Below are 22,955 nucleotides of genomic sequence, written 5' to 3'. Positions count from 1 at the left end.
CGCTCCTCACCGGGCCACGGATTTGACCGCGGCCGCGATCTCGGCCTTGCTGGCCTTGCCGCCGACCAGTGCCTCGACGATCGCCGAGGCGGTGTCTTCGGCGATGCCGCCGACTTCCTTCATGGCGTTGGCCTTGATGGAAGCAATACGCGCTTCGGCCGCGCCAAGCTTTTCATCGAGCGCGGCCTCGACCTTCTTGCGCGCGGTCTCGGCTTCGGCCTTGGCCGCATCGTTGGCCTGCTGGCCGATCGAATTGGCATTGGTCTTGGCTTCCGCCAGTTCCTGCTCGTAGGCAGCAACGGCGGCGTCGGCCTCGCCCTTCAACCTGGCTGCCTGGTCGAGGTCCTGGCTGATGCGATCGTTGCGGACGTCGATGATGCCGCCGACGCGCGGCATAACGACCCGTTTCAGGAAGAGGTAGAACAGCCCGAAAGTGATCGCCAGCCACAGAAGCTGCGACGGGAAGGTCGCAGGATCGAACGGCGGAAACGTGCCGTGCGCTTCGGCAGGCACGCTGGTGCCGGACTGCGTGTCGCCTTCCGTCGCAGCGTGGCTGGTATCGGTTGATGGCGCGGACTCTTGCGCGAAGGCAGATGTCACGAACATGGACTATTCCCTGATATCAGGCCCGCCGCTTTCGCGGCCGGCCTGTCCAATCAACGCAGAGGTTCAGCCGAACAGGGCCAGAAGCGCGATGAGAAGCGAGAAGATGCCCAGAGCTTCGGTCACGGCGAAGCCGAAGATCAGACGGCCGAACTGGCCATCGGCGGCCGACGGGTTGCGCAGCGCGCCCGAGAGGTAGCTGCCGAAGATGTTGCCGAGGCCAATGCCCGCGCCGCCCATGCCCAGGCAAGCGATACCAGCGCCGATGTACTTTGCTGCTTCTGCGTCCATTTGTTCAACTCCTTTGGATCTGAAATTCCGTTGTTATTCCATTCCGGCGGCAATGTTGGAAACTCTTGGGCCGGAAATTTTTGGTCAGTGCCCGGGATGCAGGGCGTCGTTGAGATACATGCAGGTCAGCACGGCAAAGACGTAGGCCTGCAGGAAGGCGACCAGCAGTTCAAGCGCCGTCAGCGCCACGGCCATGGCCAGCGGCAGCACCGAGCCCGCGACGCCGACCGCGCCGAGCGCGGAGAGGCTGACGACGAACCCGGAGAACACTTTCAGCGTGATGTGGCCGGCCAGCATGTTGGCGAACAGACGAACCGAGAGGCTGACGGGGCGCGACACGAAGGAAATGACCTCGATCAGCACCACCAGCGGCAGCAGGAACACCGGCACGCCATGCGGGACGAACAGTTTCAGGAAGCCGAACCCATGCTTCATGAAGCCGTAGACGACGACGGTGGCGATCACCAGGGCAGCGAGGCCGAAGGTGACGATGATGTGGCTGGTGACGGTGAAGAAATAGGGGAACAGGCCGAGCAGGTTGGCGACCAGCACGAACATGAACAGCGAGAACACGAAGGGGAAGAACTTCATGCCCTGCGTTCCGGCGGCATCGCGCAACATGTTGCCGACGAACTCGTAGGCCATTTCGGAGACCGACTGGAGCCGGCCGGGAACAAGGCTGCGGCTCGACGTGGTCAGGAACAGGAACGCCGCCGCGACGACCACGGTGGCGACCATGAACAGCGCCGAATTGGTGAATGACAGGTCATAGCCGCCGATCTCGATCGGTATCAGCTTGTTGATATGGAACTGGTGGATCGGATCGACCTTGTCAGCTGCCACTTTCAATCCCCGTCAATGCCGCGTGCGGCCTCGTTACCATTGCCGCACATGAAGCGCGGTCATTTCGTGTCGTCCTGGTCACGGCGCGATCTGTCGCCCTGCCCGAATTCAGCAACAACGCCCGCCGAACGCATGACATTGAGCACGCCGGCGCCAAACCCGAGCAGCAGAAACACGATCAGACCCCATGGCGATGTCCCCGCCAGCCGGTCGATGATCCAGCCGATGCCGGCACCCACCACTACTCCGGCGATAAACTCGCTGGAGAGTTTGAGCGCCTGGCCATATCCGGCCACACTGCCCGCTTTCGCGTCGTCTTTCCCCTCGAGCCGGTTCGGCAACCTTGTCGCAAGCGATGCTTCAAGTTCACGCCGACGTCGCTCAAGATCGTCGTCGCGGATGCCGGTTTCATGCTGATTGCCGCGGCCGGTTTCTCCGGTTCCGCCTGGCCCATTCTTCTCGGCCATCGCAACCCCCCTGCCCGGTCAGACCGTCACCGTCCGTCCGCTTCTAAAGTCGCCGGCAACATAGTTAGAGGGTTTGCGCCCGTCAAGCCACGGGCGGAAGTTCATACTCATGTATTTTAGTGAATGAAATCAGCGGATTAGAGAGGTGCGACATCGTGCCCGCCGCGATGACGGGGGTGCGTCGCGCGAATCCCCCCGGACAATGGCTCCTCGATCGGCCGCAGGACCGCGCGAAAAGATCGCGGGCGTGCGGGCACTCAGCTCCAGCCGCCGCCGTACGTGCGGTAGAAGATGTGCAGGCCGATCTTGGTCATCTTCTGCATCGTGCGCGCCCAGCCGGGATGGACATATTGGGCGTAGTAATGGGTCGACGACCCGACCTCCGGGATGAAGATCTTGCCGGCGCTGACGGCCATGGCGATGTCCTGCGCGGTCTTGTAGGCGACAGGGCTGTCGATGCGCTTCTTCCTGCCGTCGCAGGCGAACGAGAACTGGCAGCGGTTGAACCAGTTGTCGTTCTGGTAGACGACGCCGCAAATCGAGTTCGGATAGGATGGGTTGCGGACGCGGTTGAGGATGACCTGGGCGACGGCGGCCTGACCGCGCAAGGATTCGCTCCTCGCCTCGAAATAGATGCCGTTGGCCAGGCACTTTTGCTCGGGCTGGGAAAAGACGCTTGCCGGCAACGGGGTCTGGATCCACGAATGATCGCCCTTGGCCATCGGCGGGATGAAGCGGCCATCATTCGGCTGCTCATCCTGCAGGAGCGCTTCGAAAGGCGAGGCCTTGGCATAGTCGGGCGCGGACTGCGCATAGGCGGTCGCCAGCACGTCCGGATGGTCGTTGTTGACCAAGCCGGCAAGCATGGACGGCACGCCGGGATCGGGCTTCTTGTCCTCACGCGCATGGAACGCCGCGGCGATCTGGATTTCTTTGCCTTTGATCTGCGGCTTGGCGAAGGCCATCTTCAGGTCGCCATCCATGCTCGGCCGCGTCAGGGACGAGGTGCGCTCGAAGATCGACCCGGCATTGAAGTTCTTCGGCGGGGCGACGGGAGACATTTGGACGACGCGGCCCTTCTTGTCGGCGCGCAGGACGCGTGCCTCGTCCGGCGTTGCGCTGACCTTGCCGCCCTTGCCGCGAAACGATACGGCGCCGACACCGGGGAGGCGGACACCGGAGCCGGAAATCGAACCGGTGATGTCGGAATCGGCGAACGGCATCTCGGCGGCCTGGACCGAGCCGGCGACGGATTTCTCGACATAGGAATTCCAGCGCGCGCTCGACGCTTCGAGGCCGGAAACGAGGCTCGTCATGTCCTGGTAGGCGGCGACGGTCGGAAAGCCGATCCAGATGCCGAGGCCGACGACGAACGGCGTCAGAAAGCCACGCTTCTTCTCACCGGCGGCGGCGACAAGCCGCGTCAAGACACGTCGATGCACGGAACTCTCTCCAGGAACGCTACTGACCCCACTGGAGAGCAAAATGATGCATTAACCTTGATGGGACGTTAACGACTTCGATCGGGTTTTCTCAGTCGGCTCAGGGTCGTCGTTTCGAAGTGGGGCGGTTTTGCGGCGGGGGTTCGGGCCGGCCGCAGGAAGACCGGCCAGGCGCCCAGTGCGCAGATGGCCGCCGCGAGCCAGACGCCGGGCCACGACCAGAGGTGCAGGAGCCCCGGAATCGCCACCGGTACCAGGAAGAAGCCGACGAAAACGAAGCTGTTGGCGAGGCTGAGCGCGGTTCCGACGTGGCCGGCACCGGCAAGCGTGGCAAGCTCGGTATAGGCGACGCCGTGCCAGGCGGAGACGGAGATGCCTGCGACAATCAGCACCAGGGGAAATACCGCGATCAGCAAGACCTGGCCGCCCGGCAGGGCGGGACCGGCCAGAACCAGCAACCACAGCACCGTGAAGGCAAGCGCGCTGAGCGCACTGCACGAGCGGAGAAACTGGCGGCGGTTGCCGTTGCGGTCGGTGAAGCGGCCGCTCCAGACACGCATGACCATGGCGCCGATCTGGACGGCGGCGAGGCTCGCGCTTATCGCCGCCGTTCCCAGCCCGGCGAAGTCGTGCAGGAACACCGACGCGAAGGTGAGCACCGCCACCTGCGGGAAGCAGAGCAGGCCGATGGCGGTGGCGATGCGCCAGACCTCGACATTGCGCAGCGGCGCCGGGCCTGCGACAGCCGCCGCGACGACGTGGCCCTCGCCCGCTGCCGGCGGTTCGTGCAGCCAGCTCCAGGCGAACAGGGCAGAGAGAGCGGAGGCGGCCGCCAGGAGGCCGAACACCGCGGCAAAGCCGGACGACAGCGCAAGCGACGGCAGGACCAGCGCACCGAGGCCGCCGCCAAGCGGCACCGCGGTCTGCCGGATGCTCATGGCGAAGCCGCGTTCGTTTTCCCGAAACCAGCCCATGATGGCGCGGCCGCTCGAACCGTTGACGCTGCCGCCGAGCAGCCCGGTGACGAGCAGGCTCGCGGACAGCAGGGTGACGCCGGGGACATCGGTCCTCGTCGGCACGACGAGCATCGCCATGACGAAGAGCCAGGCCGCCGTCGCGCCGAGCCCGGTCAGAAGCACGCGGCGATCGCCCCAGCGGTCGGTGAGCAGGCCCCAGGGCAGTTCGCTGAGCGCGACCCCCAGCCCGAGCAGACCGAGCGCCAGGCCAAGCTGGGCATTGCCCAGATGATAGGCCTGGCGAAGCACGACCGCCGTGGCCGGTATGCCGGCGAACGTGGCCGAGAAACTGGCGTTCGCGGCGACGCCGAGGCCCAGGACCTTCCAACGGTGCCCGGGCTTGAATGCCCTTTCGGCAGGGTTGGCGGGCCCGTGCTTCAGGCATTCGGACGATTTTTGGCCGGTGCAATCGACGATGGCGGACATGATTTCATTCCCGTGGCGGGCCAGCGGTCTGGCCTTGACGGGATGTCTTTAGCGCCATAACTTCGTCCCTAAAATCAGGAAGTTTTGGATAGATAATTCTAAAAAGCAGGACGATAATCGTGCGGCGCGTGACATTCGACCTCGACGTTCTCAGAAGTTTCGTCACCGGCATGGAGCTTGGCAGCTTCGCCAAGGCCGCCGACCGGCTCGGCCGGTCGACCTCGGCGGTCAGCGCGCAGTTGAAGAAACTGGAAGAACAGGCGGCAACGCCGATCTTCCGCAAATCGGGGCGCGGCCTCGCCCTGACGGAGGCTGGCGAGACCATGCTCGGCTATGCGCGACGGCTGCTCGACCTGAACGACGAGGCGGCAGCCGCCATCCACGATGTCGAGCTGGAAGGCTGGGTGCGGCTCGGCCTTCAGGAGGATTTCGGCGAGGCGGTGTTGCCGGAAGTGCTCGGCCGCTTCGCCCGCGCCCATCCGAAGGTCAAGATCGAGGCCAGGATCGCGCGCAGCCACGAGCTCGCCGAAAGGGTCACGTCAGGAAATCTCGACATCGCGCTCGCTTGGCACAGCGGCGAGGCGCCGCCCCATAGCCGGCACGTCGCCGACGTGCAGATGCGCTGGATCGGCCCGGCAAAGCGCATCGAGACCAGCCCGCGCGCCGGCGAGCCGCTGCCGCTGGTGGCGTTCGAGGCACCGTGCCTGTTGCGCACCGTGGCGACGGAAACGCTCGACCGCGCCGGCCTGTCGTGGCGGATGGCCTTCTCCAGCCCGAGCCTTGGCGGCATCTGGGCGGCCGTGGCGGCGGGACTGGGGCTGACGATCCGCACCGAGATCGGCCTGCCGGCCAGTGTCAGCGCGTTGACGCCGGAGATCGCCGGGCTGCCGGCACTGCCCAAATTGGCGTTGTTCCTCTATAGCAGGGATGCCGAACCCGAGCCGGTCGCGGCCCGCCTCGCCGACATATTGCTGGACGCGGCGCGGCAGGCATTGCCCGACGGCGCGCGGGCTAATGACAACGGTTTGCGCAACGCGGCGTGATCACGGATCGCCGGCGCCGGCATTCAGCCGCGCTTCTTCGCCCGCCCCGCGAACGGATTGTCCGATGTGCGAAGCGCTATGCGGATCGGCACGCCGGGCATGTCGAAGGCTTCGCGCAAGCTGTTCGAGAGATAGCGGACGTAGGATTGCGGCATCGCGTCCGGCCGCGAGCACTGGACAACGAAGCCCGGCGGCCGCGTCTTGGCCTGCGTGACATATTTGACCTTCAGCCGGCGCCCGGCGACGGCGGGCGGCGGATGATGCGCCAGGATGCTTTCCAGCCAGCGGTTCAGCTTGCCGGTCGAAACGCGGCTGTTCCACACTTTGTGGGTCTTCAGCACCGCGTCCATCAGCTTGTCCAGGCCGCGCCCGGTTTCGGCCGAGACCGGCACGGCCTGGATGCCGCGCGCCTGCGGCAGCAGCCGCTCGGTCTTCTCGCGCAGTTCCGCCAGAAGCTCCTGCGGGTGGTCGATCAGATCCCATTTGTTGAAGGCGATCACCGGCGCCCGGCCTTCGCGGATGATCAGGTCGGCGATCTGCAGATCCTGCTTCTCGAAGGGAATGGTGGCATCGAGCACGATGATGACGATCTCGGCGAAGCGAATGGCGCGCAAACCGTCCTGCACCGACATCACTTCCAGCTTCTCGTGGATCCGGGCCTTGCGGCGCATGCCCGCCGTATCGAACAGTTTCATCCGGCGGCCGCGCCAGTCCCAGTCGACGGAAATCGAATCGCGGGTGATGCCGGCTTCCGGTCCGGTGAGCAGCCGCTCCTCGCCGATCAGCGCGTTGATCAGCGTCGACTTGCCGGCGTTCGGGCGGCCGACGACGGCGATGCGCATCGGCTTGGTGTCGTCATAGGCCGGCGCTTCCTCGGCGTCCGGGTCGGCGATGTCCTCGCCGATCAGCACTTCGCCGGCGGCGATTTCTTCGTCTTCGCCGTCTTCGTCCTCGCCGAAGGCGCGCGCCTCGCCGAGCGCGCCGATCACCGCGTCACGCAGGTCGGGCATGCCCTGGCCGTGTTCGGCCGAGACCGGGATCGGCTCGCCGAGGCCGAGTTCCCAGGCCTCCAGCATGCCGCCTTGCGCGCCCTTCGCCTCGGCCTTGTTGGCGACCAGCACGACCGGCTTGCCGGACTTGCGCACGATTTCGGCGAAGGTCCTGTCGTCCGGCAGCAGGCCCGACTTGGCGTCGATGGTGAAGAAGATCAGATCGGCCTCGCGGATGGCGATCTCGGTCTGCGCGCGCATGCGGCCAGGCAAGGTCGACGCAGCGGCGTCCTCGAAGCCCGCGGTGTCGATTACGTCGAAATGCAGGTCGTAGAGTTTTGCCGCGTGGACGCGACGGTCGCGGGTGACGCCGGGCGTGTCGTCGACAAGCGCCAGCTTCCTTCCCACCAGCCGATTGAAAAGGGTCGATTTGCCGACGTTAGGCCTGCCGATGATGGCGACTTTGAAGGTCACGACGCACTGCCGGAGCCGCGGATCAGCTCGGACATCAGCGTTGCCCGCTCACGCGTGTTGCGCGGCGCGCCGTCATCGGAGGCGATCTGGTCGAACAATTTCAGCGCGTCCTGCGTCTTGCCTTCCTTCCAGGCGGCAAGGCCGAGCGCCTCGCGCGCCGTGTGGCGCAACGTGTTGGTGTCCGACGTCAGCGCCTCGACGCGGCTGGAGACATCGGCGAAGGAGCCGTGGTCGACAAGCAGCAGCGCCGCCCTGAGACGCGCGATGTCGCGAATGCCGGCGGGGATCGCGGTGTCGGCGGCGACATCGTCGAAATCCTTGACGGCGGCGGCAGCGTCGCCCTTGTCCGCCTTGACGGTTGCGGCGCGCATGCGGGCGAGCAGCGGATAGGCGCCGTAGCCATCCTTCTCCAGCTGGTCGAGCGCGGTCAGCGCATCGTCGCTCTTGCCGTCATTGGCGAGCTTCAGCGCCTGCGAGAACGCATCGCCTGAACGGTTGGCGCGCGTCTCGTCCCAATAACGATAGCCGACGAAGGCGGCGGTGCCGAGCACCACGAGAACGGCCAGGACGAGCACGGCCGGACCAAAACGGTCCCACAGCGCCTGCGCCTGTTCGCGGCGCATCTCGTCGTTGACTTCACGGATAAAACTGTCGTCGGACATCAATCAAAACCATTCCTGCCCCGGGCCGGGGCGGTTCACGAGCCCGCGTTTTAGCGAAATTTCGTCGGCATGGAAGGGGTTCGGCCGGAAAATCGGCGTATCGCGCGCCAAGCGACCACAAAGAGCGACCGCACCGAAGCCACATTTGCCCGCTAGCCGGCTTTCAGACATTTCCCCGAACCCAGATCAGATCGCCGATGCTTCGTCCATTCCGCGTTGTTGCGTTTTCGCTTGGCTCGCTCGCCGTTTGCGGTGGGGCCTGGGCCGACCCGCCCGCGCCGCCAACGCCGGCCAAGCCGAAGCAGGTGGTGATCATCTCGTTCGACAGCGCCCGCGACATCTCGCAGTGGAAGCGCAGCCGGGCGCTGGCGCAACGCAGCGGCGCGCATTTCACCTATTTTCTGTCCTGCGTCTTCCTGCTGTCGCCGGAGACACGCAACCAGTACACGCCGCCGGGCAAGACATCGGGCAAATCCAATATCGGCTTTGCCGCCTCCAGGCAGGAGGTGACCGAGCGGCTCGAGCAGATCGGGCTTGCGGCCTCGGAAGGTCACGACATCGCCAGCCATGGCTGCGGCCATTTCGACGGCAAGGACTGGAGCGAGGCCGACTGGCTGAAGGAATTCGGCTCGTTCGAGCACATTCTCGAGAACGCCTATTCGATCAACGGCATCGCGCCAGAACCCCAGGGCTGGCGCGATTTCGCGCGGCATGCGGTTGTCGGTTTTCGCGCGCCATATCTGTCGGCGAACAAGGCGCTTTACGCGGCACTGTCCGCCGCCGGCTACGAGTTCGACGCCAGCAGCGTCTCGCAGGGGCCTGTTTCGCCGGCAGCCGCCAGCGGCATCACGCGCTTTTCGCTGCCGCAGATTCCGGAAGGCCCGAAATCAAGGCCGGTGATCGCCATGGATTACAATCTCTACGTCAGGCATTCCGGAGGTTTCGAGCGACCGAGCCAGGCGGACGAGTTCGCCAGCCGGACATACGACGCCTTCCGCGCCGCCTTCGACGCACAATACCAGGGCAAGCGCATCCCGCTCGAACTCGGCTTCCATTTCGCCTTGATGAATGACGGCGCCTACTGGAACGCGCTCGAGCGCTTCGCCGGCGAGGTCTGCGTGAAGGCCGATGTCGAATGCATCAGTTTTCGCGATTATATCTCGCGACAGGATGCCGGCCAAAAGCAGCCGGCGGTGGGCGGCTGAGCCGCCCAGCCGATTCGCATCTAACCTCGATGTTCTCCTAGGCCGGATCCTCGGCGCCCTGCCTTGCCAGGTAGCGCTGGTCGATTTCAGGCAATGGCTCGCCCAGCAACGTCGCCTCGAAGGCCCGCAGGCGTTTGTGGACCGACTGAAGTTCGACGATGGTCGACCAGGAGGTGAGCAGAAACTGCAGCGAGCCCGTCACCTTGCCGAATGCGTTCGAGATCTGGTTCAGCGCACCGAACGTTATCTTGTGCGCAACCAGCGACGGACCCAGGATCAGCAGCGAGAAAATGTTGTCGGCCTGAAGGTAGGTGTACCGGACGACGTTGAAATAGATGTAGTGGAAATAGAGCCTGAAATAGTTGTGACGGACATTCGCGAACAGCTCGGCGGTGGTGGCGGGCTGGGCCCTGTCCGCATTGTCCTCGCCATAGACGAGTTCCTTGCGGTAAGCCGCTTCGACGCGCTGATTGCGGAACTGTAGCCCTGGAAGTTTCAGGCCGGCAATCATGACCGAAATCGTTCCGAACAGACACCAGGCCAGCGCTGCGACGACCAATGGCTGCGGGACCGTGCCGATGATCGGCAACTCGGTGATATGGGCCTGCAACTGGATCATGACCGGCAGGAAGGCGATCAGGGTCATGATCGACTGGACGAAGCTGGAGCCGAGATCTTCCATGATCTGCGAGAACCGCATCGTGTCCTCCTGGATACGCTGCGAGGCGCCCTCGATGTGGCGCAGCCTGCCCCAGTTCTCAACGAAGTAGTTGTTCATCGCCGTTCGCCAGCGGAAGATCCAGTGGCTGACGATGAAGGCGTTGACCACCTGCACGTTCATGCCAACCAGCGCGAGCCACGAGAAGTCGGCCAGTCCGGTATAAAATTCGCCGTTTGTCGACGTTCCGGTCCCCGACATCAGCCCCTGCACGTAATCGAAGAAAGGGCCGTACCAGGCGTTGACGGCGACGCTGACCTGCACATTGAAATAGATGAAGAACAAAATGACCGCCGTCATCAAGATCGACCAGCGCTGCCACGGATGCGGCGAATACCAGCTCCAGAACGCATAGAAAGCGATCACGCAAAACGCGAAGTAGATATAGAACCAGAGAAACGGTTTCGAGACGAGCACGGCGATGCCGATGATGGGCGGCACGCCGGCCGCCACCGCCGGCAGGCCGAAAACAGCGCCCAGTTGCTCACCGCCGAAAAACCAGAACAGGATTGCCGCAAGGCTCCAGGCGGCCGCCGAAGAGAAAAACAGCTTCGGCTGCGGGAAAAAAGATACGAACACTGTGGCGAATTCCTCGGTCTCTGCGCAAATCAGCGGGGTTTAGCGGGCATAAGGTCACACATTAGTGGGAAAGAAAATGCCTGCCCGATGCCCGGCTTCGAGCAAGACGGCAAATCATGGCGATTTTGGCGCAGCCGACCATATGATGGCGCCGGAGGCGACCAGCATGGCCGCGGCGGCGATGGACGCGAGGAAGAAATCGCCTGACGCCTGCGCCAGCAGCCCGGCGGCGATCGGGCCGACGATCTGGCCAAGACCGAAGGAAGCCGTCATCAAGGCGAAGATGCGCCGGGGCGCCCTTGGCGCCTGCTGCCGTGACGCCTGCAGGCCAAGTGCGGTGATGGCGACGAAGGTGCCGCCCAGCAGCAGGCCGCCGAGCAGCGGCCCGGTGCGGCCGCCGACCGCCACGCTGGCGGCAACGCCGACAACTTCGATCAGGCATGCCAGGGCATAGGCGGCATGGAGCCCGATCCCTGCGGCGATCTTCTGCCAGAGCCAGGTCGAGGGAAAGGCGGCAAGGCCGGCGGCCATCCAGACGACAGCCTCGAAGACGCGGCCACCGCCGCCTTGCCTGACTATGGCGACCAGGAATGTCGCCGTCACCACATAACCGAAGCCAAACAGGCCGTAGCCGACGATGATCTTCATCAACGACCGGTCTTTCGGCAATGCGGGTTCGCCCGCGGCTTCGCCATCGGTGAGCGGGCCCTCATTTGCCAACAGCGCCACGAGCACGAAACCGCAAGCCGAAATTGCCGCCGACCACAGCCAGCCCGCCGCCCAGCCGGCATGTACCGTGACCAGCACCGCCATCATCACCGCCGATAGCGCGATGCCGAGGCCGACGCCGCCGAAATGCCATGCCTGAAGATCGCCGCGACCGGCGCCGGCGATGCGGCTGAAGACGATGCTGGCCATGAACACCATGACGAAGGCGCTGGCCAGGCCGGCTAGAAATCGGATGATGAGAAAGGCCGCCATCGCGTCGGTCAGTCCCATCAGCGCCGCAAGCACGGTGCTGGCGCCAAGACCCGCCAGCATCAGCAGGCGCTCGCGGCCATGCGCCCAGCCACCGCCCGCCGCCAGCGCGCCGACGAGGTAGCCGAGATAATTGGCGGAGGCGATCCAGCCGGCATCGGCCGGCGTTAGACGCAGTTCCTCCATCATGCCGGGCAGGATCGGCGTGTAGACGAAACGGCCGATACCCATGGCGACGGCCATGGCGATCATGCCGGCGAAAGCGAAACGCAGCGCTGTTGACGTGGCTGATGTCATTGCAGCGCACAATAAGTGTGCGAACGGACGAAACAATCGGCCTTTGTTAGGCCAGTGCTATTGCGGAGTTCCGCGCTCGTCCCCTGCTTTTGCCTGATCGGTGAGCGTGGAGTCGGCTCAACAGCGTCCGCCGCAGCCATGCAACGAAGCGGTCTCATGCACCGTGCGCCGTGCCGTCAGCCTGAACGGAACATCGCCCAGTTCGCGCTCCGACATCGTGTCCAGCACCGGATGCGAAAGCGGATCGGTCAGCCATATCTGTGGCTCGTACCGCCAACGCGGCTCGTGCAGCGCGTCCACGGCGAACAGGACCTTCAGCGACGACAGCATTCTCAACATTTCCGGCTCCGGAGTATGTCCTTGCGCCAAAGTCCGCCGTTTCGGCATGTCTATCAATTGAGATTTCAGCCGGATCGGTTTAGAAAAACTCAAATGGCCATGCTCAACCGCGTCCACCTCAACGGCCTACGCGCCGTCGAAACCGTTGCCCGTCTCGGCTCGCTCGCGGCGGCGGCCGGTGAACTCAACGTTTCCTCCAGCGCGGTCAGCCAGCAGATAAGCCGCACCGAGAAGCAGCTTGGCCAGGCGCTGTTCGAACGCACCGCGAACGGCCTGGTGCTGACCGAGTTCGGCGCCGCGTTCGCGGCCCGCCTCAGCACGGGCTTTCGCGAGCTTGCCCAGGCCGTCGCACTGGCCGACGAAGCGACGCAATGCACATTGGTGGTTTCGGTGGCGCCGGCCTTTGCCTCGAAATGGCTGCTGCCGCGACTGTCGCGCCACTTCGCCCGCCATCCCAACGTGCTCCTGCGCATCGACGCCTCGGTGCGGCTGGCCGATCTCGATCGTTCCGACATCGATATCGCCATCCGGCTTGGCGACGGCAAATGGCCGGGCGGGCGGGCGGAACTGCTCTTGGCGCAGGAAGTCTTCCCGGTCTGCGCCCCTGACATCGCCAGGAAACTGAAATCGATCGAGGATCTTTCCAAGACCTGCGCGATCACCGACGAGCGGGCGATGATCAACTGGGAAAGCTGGTTCGCGGCGGCCGGCGTCGAACCCGTCACCTTTCAGAAAGGCGCGCGCTTCACCGATCCGATGCTGTGCCTGGAATCGGCGATCGCCGGCCATGGCGTGATGCTGGGCTGGCAATTGCTCGCCGCCGATGCGCTGGCCGACGGGCGGCTCGTGGCGCCTTTCGGGATCCGCGCCCAGAGCGGGCTCGGCTACTGGCTGGTGACCTCCTCGACCAGGCCCGAAAGCCGCAAGGTCCGGGATTTCAAGCTCTGGATCAAGGAGGAGATCGAGGCGACGATGGCGCGGTTCGGGTCGGCGGCTAAAGGAACCGCTGGCGCGATCGCGGTGGAAAGCACCGTGGCGCCGGTCTATGTAGGGTCTGACATCAAACTACGGCAGGCAGGATCATGACCACACATTCGCGCGGCGTTTCCGCAACGATCGACCCGGTGAAGCTCGACAGGCTGGCGGAGGTCGCCATCAAGGTCGGACTGCAATTGCAGCCGGGGCAGGACCTGGTGCTGACGTCGTCGATCGCGGCATTGCCGCTGACCAGGCGCATCGTCGAACACGCCTACAAGGCCGGCGCCGGGCTGGTGACGCCGATCTTCAACGACGACGAGATGACGCTGGCGCGCTACCGGTTCGGCGCCGATGCCGGCTTCGACCGCGCCGCCGGCTGGCTCTATGAAGGCATGGCGAAAGCCTTCTCCAACAATGCGGCCAGGCTTGCCGTGCGCGGCGAGGATCCCTCGCTGTTGTCGGCGCAGGATCCGGCGAAAGTGGCGCGCGCCAACAAGGCCAATTCGATGGCCTACCAGCCGGCCCTGGAAAAGATCACCGGCTTCGACATCAACTGGAACATCGTCGCCTACCCGGACCTCGCCTGGGCCAAGCAGGTTTTTCCCGGCGACGCCGACGACGTTGCCGTGGCGAAGCTCGCCGACGCCATCTTCGCCGCGTCGCGAGTGGACGTGGAGGATCCGATCGGCAACTGGAAGGCGCATAATGCAGCGCTGCGCGGCCGCACCGAATGGCTCAACGGCCATAATTTCCACGCGCTGCACTTCACCGGCCCGGGCACCGACCTGACGGTCGGGCTGGCGGACGGCCATGAGTGGATGGGCGGCGCCTCGACCGCCAAGAACGGCATCACCTGCAATCCCAACATCCCGACAGAGGAAGTCTTCACCACGCCGCATGCAAGGCGGGTCGAGGGCCATGTCTCCTCGACCAAGCCGCTGTCCTACCAAGGCACGCTGATCGACGACATCTCGGTGCGTTTCGAAGAAGGCAGGATCGTCGAGGCAAAGGCTTCGAAGGGCGAGGATGTGCTGAAGAAGGTGCTGGACACCGACGAGGGTTCGCGGCGGCTCGGCGAAGTTGCGCTGGTGCCGCATTCCTCGCCGATCTCGGCGAGCGGCCTGTTGTTCTTCAACACGCTGTTCGACGAGAACGCCGCCTGCCACATCGCGCTCGGACAATGCTATTCGAAGTGCTTCGTCGACGGCGCGTCGCTCAGCCAGGACGAGATCGCCGCGCGCGGCGGCAACAAGAGCTTCATCCATATCGATTGGATGATCGGTTCGGACAGGATCGATATAGACGGCGTCCACAAGGACGGCAGCCGCGTGCCCGTCATGCGCAAGGGCGAGTGGGTCTGAGCGGATCGCTCCCGAGGAGGGCTTGGTGGCCTTCGATATCGCGGTGAAGCGCATCTACGAAGCGCCCGAAAAGGCCGACGGCCAGCGGGTGCTGGTCGACCGCATCTGGCCGCGCGGTATCCGCAAAGAAGATGCCGCGCTGACGCTGTGGCTGAAAGAGATCGCGCCGAGCGACGAGTTGCGCAAATGGTTCGGGCATGAGCCCGAGCGCTGGGCGGAGTTTCAGAAGCGGTATGCAGCCGAGCTGGATAGGAATGGCGAGGCGGTGGCGCAACTGCGTGGCCTGCTCGGCGAAGGCAAGGTGACGCTGCTCTACGGCGCCCACGACGAGGCGCGCAACAATGCAGTGGCGCTGATGGGGTATTTGGGCGGGGGGTGATGTTCTTCCGGTACTTTCGAACGCCTATGGGACAGCGCCCCCCTCTGTCCTGCCGGACATCTCCCCCACTTGGGGGGGATCGGCAGCTTCGGTGCTCCGCTCGCTCCTGCGACGTTGGCGATTTCGCGAAAGCCGGGGTGACGGCCAATCTCCCCCCTCGTGGGGGAGATGTCCGGCAGGACAGAGGGGGGCGCGAAGGAACGCAGCGTACGGAGTGTTGTTCTACTTCCCGCCCACCGCCGCCTCATAAGCATCCGGCTTGAAGCCGACGAGAATCCGGTCGCCGACCTCCAGCACCGGGCGTTTGATCATCGTCGGCTGGGCCAGCATCAGCGTCTTGGCCTTCTTCCCGTCCAAGCCCTGCTTGTCCCTGTCCGTCAGCTCGCGGAACGTCGTGCTTGCCTTGTTGAGCAGGATTTCCCAGCCAACCTTGCCGACCCAGCCATCCAGCCGCTCGGCATCCAGCCCCTCTGCCCGGTAATCGTGAAAACGATAGGCGACGTCATGGCCTTCCAGCCAGACGCGTGCCTTCCTGATCGTGTCGCAGGTGGTGATGCCGTACATGGTGATCGTCAAAACGGGGCCTTTCGGATTCGAAACCGACCGCAGATTAAGGACGCCCCGCGCGCTTTGCCAGCGACCCGCCAAAACCATCAAGAGATGAATTTCTTCAATGGCGGGGGGCACGGACGTGCACCAAGTCGGACCGCGGCCAGGAGATGATCCTGGCCGCCTGGTCCTGGAGGATGCGGCGAAATGTGCCGAACACCGAGCGCGATTTCGACCTCAATAATAGAAGCGCTCTTCGGCAATCTTGCCGTTCTTGACCGTGTACAGGCCAACCTCGTCCATGGTGACACGCTGGCCTGTGGCCTTGGGCGTTATGTCAAATGTGAAGCGCACAGCGAACTGGTCGCCGTTGACATAAGGGCCCTCGACCGAGCCGCCATGGACCTCGTTGTTTTCCTGCCACCACTGGCCTTTCTGCTTGACGGCGTCCTTGCCACGGCAGACGGCCATCGGCCCGTCCATCGCTTCGTAGCTGACGATGTCGTCGGCATTGTATTTCTCGGCAGCACTTTCGTTGTCGCCCTGCTTGAGAAGTTCGGTGAAATGCTTGGCAATATCCGCGATGGTCATGTGTTCCTCCTGTTCGGATCTTATTGCAAATAGGGAACAGCCCGCTGCCTGCCATGCTCGTTCCGGTTGGTAGCTGACATATCATGTCAGGATGAGGACCGCGCGGCGCATGTGAGGACGATTCCAGGCGCTCACATGGCGGGCAGTGCATCGTCCTGGCCGGTCAGTTGCCAGCGTCCGGGATGCTTGTAGGCACCCTTCCCGATGAGACTGTGGATGAGTACAAAATCGCGGACAGTCCAGCCGACCGGATCGATCGACCGCTCGCGAATTTTGGGAACGCCCACCTCGTCACGAAGCAACGTAACATGCGGTTCAATGGACCTGGTGAGAAAGGGTTTCAACGGGCTGTCCGAGATCACCGCCGTCAGATCACGCCAGAACTTTTGCAGCGCCGGATTGCCATCGCTGCCGCGCAGGACCAGCGCACCACCGCCAAAAGCCGACAAGCGATCGAACGAAACCTCGAAGGGCTTCGCAACGATCATCGATCCGATATAACAGGCGGTCTCCGCCAGCTCTTGCGGATACTCCTCATGGTCGCCAAGGCCGACAAGCGAGATGTGGATGTGGTTTTCCGGAACCAGCCAGCCTTGCAATCCGAACTCACGGTTCCAGGCCATGGCCCTTCGCGCGAGACGACCAGCAATCGCGCTGCCGACGAGAATGGCAAAGAACAGCCGGTGGAAATGCTTCCCGGCCTGTTCCCAGCGGAAAAAGGCCTGGCCGTTCTTCGCAATTCCAAATGCAGGTTGTCCACTCATGACCGATCCCATCCGGCAAATTGAATCAGGTCGCGAGTTATAGAACAAAACAAGAACAAATGCAAGCCAAAAATACCACAGGCGCCGGCGCTTCGGCACCCATGCGCGCATCCGGCCTTGAAGGAGGCCTGGCGTCATGGTGCGCCTGTCGCCACCACCGCCGAAAGCCGGCATCTCGCCGACAAACATGGCGCCTGGATCACCACATGCGGGATAGACCTTTGACAGGAATCCGGTGAAAGTGCCGCGTCGATCCGGCAAGCCGCATTTTCGATGATCAGAGGACCGAACGCCATGACGAATCCGACGCAGTTGCCCGCCGAGGGACTTTTTGTCGGCCGCGCCAGGAGCAGCGGCGCCTCGTACCCGCTGGTGATCACGGTGCGTGACGGCACGGTCTTCGACATCACGTCGAGCACGGCACCGACCGTGCGTGATATTTGCGAGATGACCGATCCGGCGGGGCATGTGCGCTCGGCGAAAGGCAGACCGATCGGGTCGCTCGACGCCATCGCGGCCAACAGTTTCCAGGCCACGCGCGATCCGGCAAAACCCTACCTCCTGTCTCCGGTCGACCTACAGGCGGTCAAGGCGTCGGGCGTTACCTTCGTCGTCAGCCTGCTGGAACGCGTGATCGAGGAGCAGGCGCGCGGTTCGGCCGAGAAGGCCGATGCCATCCGCGCCGACATTGCCGGGCTGATCGGCCATGATCTTTCGAAACTGAAGCCCGGTTCGCCCGAGGCGATGGAGATCAAGGCCAAGCTCATCGCACGCGGCGCCTGGTCGCAATATCTGGAAGTGGGCATCGGCCCCGACGCCGAGATCTTCACCAAATGCCAGCCCATGGCCTCGGTCGGCTTCGGCGCCGATGTCGGCCTGCACCCGGTATCGACCTGGAACAATCCGGAGCCCGAGATCGCCATGATCGCCGCCAGCAGCGGCAGGATCCTCGGCGCCACCATCGGCAACGACGTCAATCTGCGCGACGTCGAAGGGCGTTCGGCGCTGCTGCTCGGCAAAGCCAAGGACAACAATGCCTCGGCCTCGCTGGGTCCCTTCATCCGCCTGTTCGACGACACCTTCTCGATCGATGACGTGAAACGGGCGGTCGTGCGCCTGAAGGTCGAGGGCGAGGACGGGTTCTCGCTGGAAGGCGCGAGTTCGATGGCCGAGATCAGCCGCTCGCCGGAGGAACTGGTCGCCGCCGCCATGGGCGCCCACCATCAGTATCCGGACGGGCTGGCGCTCTATCTCGGCACCATGTTCGTGCCGTCGAAAGACCGTGGCGAGAAGGGCAAGGGCTTCACCCACAAGGTCGGCGACATCGTCACCATCTCGTCGGAGAAGTTCGGCGCGCTGGTCAACCGGGTGCGGCTGTCGCCAGACTGCCCGCACTGGACCTACGGTGCCAGCCATCTGATGCGCGAGCTGGCGAAGGCCGACCTTATCTGACCGGGCCTGGCCCGAACAAGCACGCCGAAGGCGATCCGCTCGGCTGAGCTTCCGCGCCAATCATCCTTCAGGCCGGAAAAATCACCTGAACTGATGCAATCTGATGGGCTGGCTGATGGCGCCTCGTCAGGCGCCAACTACATCTGCAGATGGAGGCTTGCCATCCGCCGGAAAAGAGGATGCTCTGACGCATCCGACCGGTGCTGGCGAAGGAGGCGCGATCCGGTTCTTGCCGGAACAAGAGGTGGATCCGGACTGATCATCTTCAAAATGGGAGGAAATCAAATGCTGACACGGCTAAGAGTGGTTCTATTCGGCCTGCTGGTGGCGCTGACGGTCATTCCGGCAGCGGCGCAGGCCAAGACATTCTACTGGATTTCGCATGGCGGCCCGGCCGACCCGGTCTGGACCTACTTCCTGGCCGGCGCCAAGCAATGGGCCAAGGATACCGGCAACACCGTCAACACCTCGTTCCACAATGGCGATGTGGCCTCGCAGCAGGAAGCGGTCCGCGCCGCCCTCTCCGCCAAGGCCGATGGCATCGTCACCACGAGCCCCGATCCGGGCAGCCTTGTCGAGATCGTCAAGGAAGCCCGCGCGGCGAACGTCCCGATCATCAACTTCAACACGCCCGATCCCAAGGCCAATTTCAACGCCTATGTCGGCGGCGACAACGTCACCTTCGGCAAGCACTGGGCGCAATATCTGGTCGACAAGGGCCTGGTGAAGAAGGGCGATTTCGTCTGGATGCCGGTCGAGATCCCCGGCGCCACCTATGGCGTCCAGGAAGAGGAAGGCATCAAGAGCGTCTTCGAGCCGCTCGGCATCACCTATGAAGTGACCGAAGCGACGCTCGACCAGGCAGAGGTGATCAACCGCATGGTCGACTACCTCACCGCCAACAAGGCCAAGGTCAAGGCGATCATCGGCCTCGGCGACCTGGTCACCGGCTCGATCAAGCGGGTGTTCGACCAGGTCGGTATCAAGCCGGGCGAAATTCCGGTCGTCGGGTGGGGCAATTCGCTCGACACAACCCAGGAAGTGCTGAACGGCTACGTCAATGCCGGCCAGTGGCAGGACCCGCAGGCGACCAGCTATGTGGCGCTTTCGCTGGCCAACATGGCCGCCAGCGGGATTCCACCGGGCTTCAACGTCATCACCGGCGCGCTGTACGAAAAGGACACCGCCGAGGTCTACGACAAGATCCTGTCCGGCAAGTAACCCGCGATCCCTGGCGCCGCGCCCTTTTCCCCGCACGGCGCCGGGCATCTTCCCTGCGCCGCGACCCGCCCGATGCGGTGGCGATTCCGGCCCGTTCCAACCATGTCGCGGATTGCCAGTGGAAAATCGCTCGCTCCCCCAACTTCTGATCGCGCGGCCGGAATTCGGGCCGTTCGTGCTGCTCATCGTCGAGATCGCCGTTTTCTGGGGCTTCAATCACGACTTCCTGTCACCGCAGAACATTTCCAACACGCTGGCGTTCACGGTCGAACTCGGCCTGATCGCGCTGGCGATGACGTTGCTGATGACGTCAGGCGAATTCGATCTTTCCGTCGGCTCGCTGTTCGGCTTCTCGCCGGTGCTGATGTGGACGCTGTTCAACAGCGGCCTCACCTCGCTGGAAGTGGGCTTCATCGTCGCGCTGCTGGTCGCCGCCTTCATAGGGCTGGTCAATGGCTGGTTCGTGACGCAGCTCAAGATCCCGTCCTTCCTGGTGACGCTCGGAATGCTGCTGGTGGTGCGCGGCACCGCGCTGTTCGTCACCGACGGTTTTCCGCAGCGCACCTGGAGCGCGGAAGGCAGCTGGCTGGCGGAAGCGCTGGTCGGCGACTTCTTCATCGGGCCGTTCCGCATCTACATGTCGCTGTTCTGGTTCATCGCCGCGGCCATCGCGCTGGGCTATGTGCTGACGCAAAGCCGCACCGGCAACTGGATACAGGCGGCGGGCGGCAATCCCGGCGCGGCGCGCGCCCGCGGCGTCAACGTCAGCCGGGTCAAGGTCGGGCTGTTCATCCTGTCATCGGTCATGGCCTCGCTCGCCGGCGTCATCTCCTCGCTGCGCACGTCCGCCGCCAACCCCAACAGCGGCACCGGCTACGAGCTCGAAGTCATCGCCATGGTGGTGATCGGCGGCACGGCACTGACCGGCGGGCGCGGCACCATCATCGGCACGGTGCTCGGCATCCTCATCCTGCGCGTGATGCGCAACGGCATCGTGCTGATCGGCGTGCCCGGCCTTGCCTACAACATCTTCATCGGCGCGATCATCCTTGGCATGATGGCGCTGCATTCGTGGCTGGAACGCCGGCATCAGGCGGGGACTTGAACCATGGCCGAGCCACTGATCCGCATGCAGAACATCCGCAAGTCCTATGGCCGCGTACAGGCGCTCGAGGATGCCAATTTCCACGTCAATGAAAGGGAGATCGTCGGCCTGCTCGGCGACAATGGCGCAGGCAAGTCGACGCTGATCAAGGTGCTGTCCGGCGCGGTGCCGCTGACCAGCGGCGAGATCTTCATCCGCGGCAAGAAGGTGAGCTTGCGCAACACCAGCGACGCCATCGCCCACGGCATCGAGACGATCTACCAGGACTCGGCGCTGGTCACGCAGCTGTCGATCGCGCGCAACCTGTTCCTGGGACGCGAACCGATCAAGCCGCCGCGCTTCCTCAACCGCATGGACCAGGAGGCCATGAACGTCGTTGCCCGCGACCTGCTCAAGCAGGTCGGCATCTCGAAAAACATTCCGCCGACGACGCCGATCGGTTCGCTATCCGGCGGCGAGCGCCAGGCGGTGGCGATCGCGCGCGCCATGCATTTCGACAGCGACCTCATCATCCTCGACGAACCAACCAACAACCTTGGGGTCGCCGAAACACAGGGCGTGCTGAGTTTCGTGCGCAGCGCCCGCGATTCCGGCCATTCCTGCATCTTCATCGCCCACAACATCCATCATGTCTTCCAGGTGGTCGACCGCATCGTCGTCATGCGCAGGGGCAAGGTGGTCGCCGACGATATCGATCCGAAGACGACCAGCGTGGCGGAAGTCGAACGGATCATCACCGGCATGTCGGACAAGGAAATCCGCGATGCCATCGCCGACGGCAAGCCGTCGCACTGAGCACGGGCGAAAGCCCTTGCATGAAAGCGGCCGAATGCGCGTCCGGGCGCAATCATCGGTCGCCTCGGATCGCATCGCCTGCGGCGGATCGCTTGTCTGGCGCGGCGTCACATCGGCGCATAGGGTCGCGGCATGAAGGCAACCGTCTCCGACATCGCCAGGAGTTGCGGACTGTCGACCGCAACGGTCGACAGGGTGCTCAACAACCGGGCGGGCGCCAGCGCGGCCAACAGGCAGCGCGTCATGGAGGCCGCCAAGCAGCTCGGCTACCTGCCGGTCGCCGACCAGGTGACGCTTCCCTCGCGGCCGGCGCATCTCGAGTTTCTTTTGCCGATCGGCAGCAATGCCTTCATGCGCGATCTGGCCGGACATATCGAGGACTATGCCGCGCGGCTGCCGCTCGTCGCCTCGTGCCGGATCCACAACCTTGCCGGCATCTCGCCAAACGCGCTGCAGAGCGCCGTCGAAAACCTTTCGCTCAGTGTCAACGGCGTCGGTGTCATCGCCATCGATCATCCACGCACCCGCAACATCCTGCGCGACGTCGTCGATGCAGGCATCCGCCTGGTGACGCTGGTGTCGGACATTCCGGCGGCGCCGCGCTCGGCCTACGTCGGCATCGACAACCGGGTGGCCGGACGGACGGCGGCACTGTTGATGGGCCGCTTTCTCGGCGGCCGCGAGGGCCATCTGGCAATGGTGGTCGGCTCACGCTCCTACCGCGGCCATGAGGAACGCGAAATGGGTTTCCGCTCGGTACTGAGCGAAGAATTTCCCAACCTGGCAATATCGAGCGCGGTCGACATCAACGATGAGCCTGACGTCAGCTATGCCGAGACCATGAAGGCGCTGCACGACGAGCCGGAACTGCTGGGCATCTATTGCGTCGGCGCCGGACGTTCGGGCGTTGCAAAGGCAATCCGGGAAGCCAGGCCCAACCGCAAGCCGGTGTTCATCTGCCACGACCTGACACGCGAAACGCGCGGTTACCTGGTCGATGATCTCGCCGATGTCGTCATCGACCAGAATGCCAGGCTTATCGCCGAGCAGTCGGTCATCCGCCTGCTCGGCTCGATCGCATCATCGGCGCCGTATCTGACGCGGAAGTTCATCGAACCACGACTGATCTTCAGGGAAAACGTTCCGGTGCAGTGATTGGCGGCCCTGGACGTGAGCTTTTCCGGTCACACCGCACAACTTTCGCGGGCGTCACGGCGAATCTGCACAGCTGCTATGCACGATTCATGATTGCCGAATCATTGGGCAACTCGTAGTTTCTGGTTGTCGGCCATCTACTCCTCCCAGATGCGATGCCGGCGCTGAGTGGGGTGCACCTCCTCCCGCACCACATTCGAAATCGAGCCCGCTGCCACCTCCTCCCGGCAGCG

The 22,955-nt window shown here is 64.0% G+C and carries 24 protein-coding genes; 10 read left to right on the top strand and 14 right to left on the bottom strand.

The genetic code is table 11. From position 1 onward, the window contains the following. Positions 1–6 precede the first annotated feature (6 nt). From NKI49_RS11175 to NKI49_RS11150, 6 genes are all read right to left on the bottom strand, one after another. A complete protein-coding gene (locus NKI49_RS11175) occupies positions 7–606 on the bottom strand; it encodes a F0F1 ATP synthase subunit B (RefSeq protein ID WP_352598750.1) in 600 nt (199 codons plus the stop codon). A 63-nt stretch (positions 607–669) separates the two neighbouring features. After that, the gene (locus NKI49_RS11170) at positions 670–894 is read right to left on the bottom strand and encodes a F0F1 ATP synthase subunit C (RefSeq protein ID WP_013896722.1); all 225 of its coding nucleotides are present in this window, start codon (positions 892–894) and stop codon (positions 670–672) included. An 84-nt stretch (positions 895–978) separates the two neighbouring features. Then, positions 979–1,737, bottom strand: coding sequence for a F0F1 ATP synthase subunit A (locus NKI49_RS11165; protein WP_352598751.1), 759 nt, complete (start codon positions 1,735–1,737; stop codon positions 979–981). A gap of 59 nt (positions 1,738–1,796) precedes the next feature. Further along, the gene (locus NKI49_RS11160; protein ID WP_352598752.1) at positions 1,797–2,204 is read right to left on the bottom strand and encodes an AtpZ/AtpI family protein; all 408 of its coding nucleotides are present in this window, start codon (positions 2,202–2,204) and stop codon (positions 1,797–1,799) included. Positions 2,205–2,461: 257 nt separating this feature from the next. Continuing rightward, positions 2,462–3,646, bottom strand: coding sequence for a cell wall hydrolase (locus NKI49_RS11155; RefSeq protein ID WP_352598753.1), 1,185 nt, complete (start codon positions 3,644–3,646; stop codon positions 2,462–2,464). Between the two features lie 68 nt (positions 3,647–3,714). Then, positions 3,715–5,088 carry an MFS transporter gene (locus tag NKI49_RS11150; RefSeq protein ID WP_352598754.1) on the bottom strand — a complete coding sequence of 458 codons (1,374 nt, stop codon included), beginning with the start codon at positions 5,086–5,088 and terminating at the stop codon, positions 3,715–3,717. A gap of 119 nt (positions 5,089–5,207) precedes the next feature. On the opposite strand from NKI49_RS11150, the gene NKI49_RS11145 reads away from it, so the two are divergent. Beyond that, the gene (locus NKI49_RS11145; protein ID WP_352598755.1) at positions 5,208–6,131 is read left to right on the top strand and encodes a LysR substrate-binding domain-containing protein; all 924 of its coding nucleotides are present in this window, start codon (positions 5,208–5,210) and stop codon (positions 6,129–6,131) included. A 23-nt stretch (positions 6,132–6,154) separates the two neighbouring features. Here the strand turns inward: NKI49_RS11145 and der are convergent, their stop codons facing one another. Together der and NKI49_RS11135 are read right to left on the bottom strand one after the other, a co-directional pair. Beyond that, positions 6,155–7,594, bottom strand: a complete 1,440-nt coding sequence (gene der, locus NKI49_RS11140) for a ribosome biogenesis GTPase Der (protein WP_352598756.1) — start codon at positions 7,592–7,594, stop codon at positions 6,155–6,157. Next, complete coding sequence (locus NKI49_RS11135; RefSeq protein WP_352598757.1) at positions 7,591–8,256, bottom strand: tetratricopeptide repeat protein; 666 nt, start codon at positions 8,254–8,256, stop codon at positions 7,591–7,593. The genes der and NKI49_RS11135 overlap by 4 nt, the downstream gene beginning before the upstream one ends. A gap of 197 nt (positions 8,257–8,453) precedes the next feature. Here NKI49_RS11135 and NKI49_RS11130 point away from each other — a divergent pair, with 197 nt between their 5' ends. Continuing rightward, positions 8,454–9,461 (top strand): polysaccharide deacetylase family protein, encoded by a 1,008-nt coding sequence (locus NKI49_RS11130; RefSeq protein ID WP_352598758.1) that lies wholly within the window; start codon positions 8,454–8,456, stop codon positions 9,459–9,461. A 37-nt stretch (positions 9,462–9,498) separates the two neighbouring features. Here the strand turns inward: NKI49_RS11130 and sbmA are convergent, their stop codons facing one another. From sbmA to NKI49_RS11115, 3 genes are all read right to left on the bottom strand, one after another. Beyond that, positions 9,499–10,758: a peptide antibiotic transporter SbmA gene (gene sbmA / locus NKI49_RS11125; protein WP_352598759.1), complete on the bottom strand. Its 1,260-nt coding sequence runs from the start codon at positions 10,756–10,758 to the stop codon at positions 9,499–9,501. A 114-nt stretch (positions 10,759–10,872) separates the two neighbouring features. After that, a complete protein-coding gene (locus tag NKI49_RS11120) occupies positions 10,873–12,033 on the bottom strand; it encodes a YbfB/YjiJ family MFS transporter (RefSeq protein WP_352598760.1) in 1,161 nt (386 codons plus the stop codon). 117 nt (positions 12,034–12,150) lie between these two features. Further along, positions 12,151–12,372 (bottom strand): hypothetical protein, encoded by a 222-nt coding sequence (locus NKI49_RS11115; protein WP_352598761.1) that lies wholly within the window; start codon positions 12,370–12,372, stop codon positions 12,151–12,153. Positions 12,373–12,465: 93 nt separating this feature from the next. Between NKI49_RS11115 and NKI49_RS11110 the strand changes: the two genes are divergently transcribed. The 3 genes from NKI49_RS11110 to NKI49_RS11100 are packed head-to-tail and all read left to right on the top strand — an operon-like array spanning position 12,466 to position 15,090. Next, positions 12,466–13,458, top strand: a complete 993-nt coding sequence (locus NKI49_RS11110; RefSeq protein WP_352598763.1) for a LysR substrate-binding domain-containing protein — start codon at positions 12,466–12,468, stop codon at positions 13,456–13,458. Continuing rightward, positions 13,455–14,711 carry an aminopeptidase gene (locus NKI49_RS11105; RefSeq protein WP_352598764.1) on the top strand — a complete coding sequence of 419 codons (1,257 nt, stop codon included), beginning with the start codon at positions 13,455–13,457 and terminating at the stop codon, positions 14,709–14,711. The genes NKI49_RS11110 and NKI49_RS11105 overlap by 4 nt, the downstream gene beginning before the upstream one ends. 25 nt (positions 14,712–14,736) lie before the next feature. Next, positions 14,737–15,090 carry a DUF488 domain-containing protein gene (locus tag NKI49_RS11100; protein WP_352598765.1) on the top strand — a complete coding sequence of 118 codons (354 nt, stop codon included), beginning with the start codon at positions 14,737–14,739 and terminating at the stop codon, positions 15,088–15,090. A 222-nt stretch (positions 15,091–15,312) separates the two neighbouring features. Here the strand turns inward: NKI49_RS11100 and NKI49_RS11095 are convergent, their stop codons facing one another. From NKI49_RS11095 to NKI49_RS11085, 3 genes are all read right to left on the bottom strand, one after another. Beyond that, a complete protein-coding gene (locus NKI49_RS11095) occupies positions 15,313–15,666 on the bottom strand; it encodes an ArsC family reductase (protein ID WP_352598766.1) in 354 nt (117 codons plus the stop codon). A 210-nt stretch (positions 15,667–15,876) separates the two neighbouring features. Then, positions 15,877–16,230: a SnoaL-like domain-containing protein gene (locus NKI49_RS11090; protein WP_352598767.1), complete on the bottom strand. Its 354-nt coding sequence runs from the start codon at positions 16,228–16,230 to the stop codon at positions 15,877–15,879. Between the two features lie 131 nt (positions 16,231–16,361). Further along, positions 16,362–17,255: a 2'-5' RNA ligase family protein gene (locus tag NKI49_RS11085; RefSeq protein ID WP_352598768.1), complete on the bottom strand. Its 894-nt coding sequence runs from the start codon at positions 17,253–17,255 to the stop codon at positions 16,362–16,364. Between the two features lie 33 nt (positions 17,256–17,288). Between NKI49_RS11085 and NKI49_RS11080 the strand changes: the two genes are divergently transcribed. The 5 genes from NKI49_RS11080 to NKI49_RS11060 all read left to right on the top strand — a co-directional run bounded on the left by NKI49_RS11080 (position 17,289) and on the right by NKI49_RS11060 (position 22,722). Next, positions 17,289–18,446, top strand: a complete 1,158-nt coding sequence (locus NKI49_RS11080; RefSeq protein ID WP_352598769.1) for a fumarylacetoacetate hydrolase family protein — start codon at positions 17,289–17,291, stop codon at positions 18,444–18,446. A 285-nt stretch (positions 18,447–18,731) separates the two neighbouring features. Continuing rightward, the gene (locus tag NKI49_RS11075) at positions 18,732–19,667 is read left to right on the top strand and encodes a substrate-binding domain-containing protein (protein WP_352598770.1); all 936 of its coding nucleotides are present in this window, start codon (positions 18,732–18,734) and stop codon (positions 19,665–19,667) included. 118 nt (positions 19,668–19,785) lie between these two features. Further along, positions 19,786–20,772, top strand: coding sequence for an ABC transporter permease (locus NKI49_RS11070; RefSeq protein WP_352598772.1), 987 nt, complete (start codon positions 19,786–19,788; stop codon positions 20,770–20,772). Positions 20,773–20,775: 3 nt separating this feature from the next. Further along, a complete protein-coding gene (locus NKI49_RS11065) occupies positions 20,776–21,567 on the top strand; it encodes an ATP-binding cassette domain-containing protein (protein ID WP_027023028.1) in 792 nt (263 codons plus the stop codon). 132 nt (positions 21,568–21,699) lie between these two features. Continuing rightward, complete coding sequence (locus NKI49_RS11060) at positions 21,700–22,722, top strand: LacI family DNA-binding transcriptional regulator (RefSeq protein WP_352598773.1); 1,023 nt, start codon at positions 21,700–21,702, stop codon at positions 22,720–22,722. The last annotated feature ends 233 nt before the right edge of the window (positions 22,723–22,955 follow it).

This window comes from Mesorhizobium sp. M0587 (genome assembly GCF_040320945.1).
Lineage (GTDB): Bacteria > Pseudomonadota > Alphaproteobacteria > Rhizobiales > Rhizobiaceae > Mesorhizobium.
The sequence above is the reverse complement of the archived record's forward strand: the minus strand, read 5'-3'. Positions and strand labels throughout refer to the sequence as shown.

Coding starts and splice junctions, on each gene's coding strand:
- NKI49_RS11170 (WP_013896722.1), bottom strand. CDS start 894: ATGGACGCAGAAGCAGCAAAGTACATCGGCGCTGGTATCGCTTGCCTG.
- NKI49_RS11175 (WP_352598750.1), bottom strand. CDS start 606: ATGTTCGTGACATCTGCCTTCGCGCAAGAGTCCGCGCCATCAACCGAT.
- NKI49_RS11080 (WP_352598769.1), top strand. CDS start 17,289: ATGACGAATCCGACGCAGTTGCCCGCCGAGGGACTTTTTGTCGGCCGC.
- NKI49_RS11060 (WP_352598773.1), top strand. CDS start 21,700: ATGAAGGCAACCGTCTCCGACATCGCCAGGAGTTGCGGACTGTCGACC.
- NKI49_RS11160 (WP_352598752.1), bottom strand. CDS start 2,204: ATGGCCGAGAAGAATGGGCCAGGCGGAACCGGAGAAACCGGCCGCGGC.
- NKI49_RS11065 (WP_027023028.1), top strand. CDS start 20,776: ATGGCCGAGCCACTGATCCGCATGCAGAACATCCGCAAGTCCTATGGC.
- NKI49_RS11075 (WP_352598770.1), top strand. CDS start 18,732: ATGCTGACACGGCTAAGAGTGGTTCTATTCGGCCTGCTGGTGGCGCTG.
- NKI49_RS11115 (WP_352598761.1), bottom strand. CDS start 12,372: ATGTTGAGAATGCTGTCGTCGCTGAAGGTCCTGTTCGCCGTGGACGCG.
- NKI49_RS11130 (WP_352598758.1), top strand. CDS start 8,454: ATGCTTCGTCCATTCCGCGTTGTTGCGTTTTCGCTTGGCTCGCTCGCC.
- NKI49_RS11150 (WP_352598754.1), bottom strand. CDS start 5,088: ATGTCCGCCATCGTCGATTGCACCGGCCAAAAATCGTCCGAATGCCTG.
- NKI49_RS11090 (WP_352598767.1), bottom strand. CDS start 16,230: ATGACCATCGCGGATATTGCCAAGCATTTCACCGAACTTCTCAAGCAG.
- NKI49_RS11105 (WP_352598764.1), top strand. CDS start 13,455: ATGACCACACATTCGCGCGGCGTTTCCGCAACGATCGACCCGGTGAAG.
- NKI49_RS11135 (WP_352598757.1), bottom strand. CDS start 8,256: ATGTCCGACGACAGTTTTATCCGTGAAGTCAACGACGAGATGCGCCGC.
- NKI49_RS11110 (WP_352598763.1), top strand. CDS start 12,466: ATGGCCATGCTCAACCGCGTCCACCTCAACGGCCTACGCGCCGTCGAA.
- NKI49_RS11120 (WP_352598760.1), bottom strand. CDS start 12,033: ATGACATCAGCCACGTCAACAGCGCTGCGTTTCGCTTTCGCCGGCATG.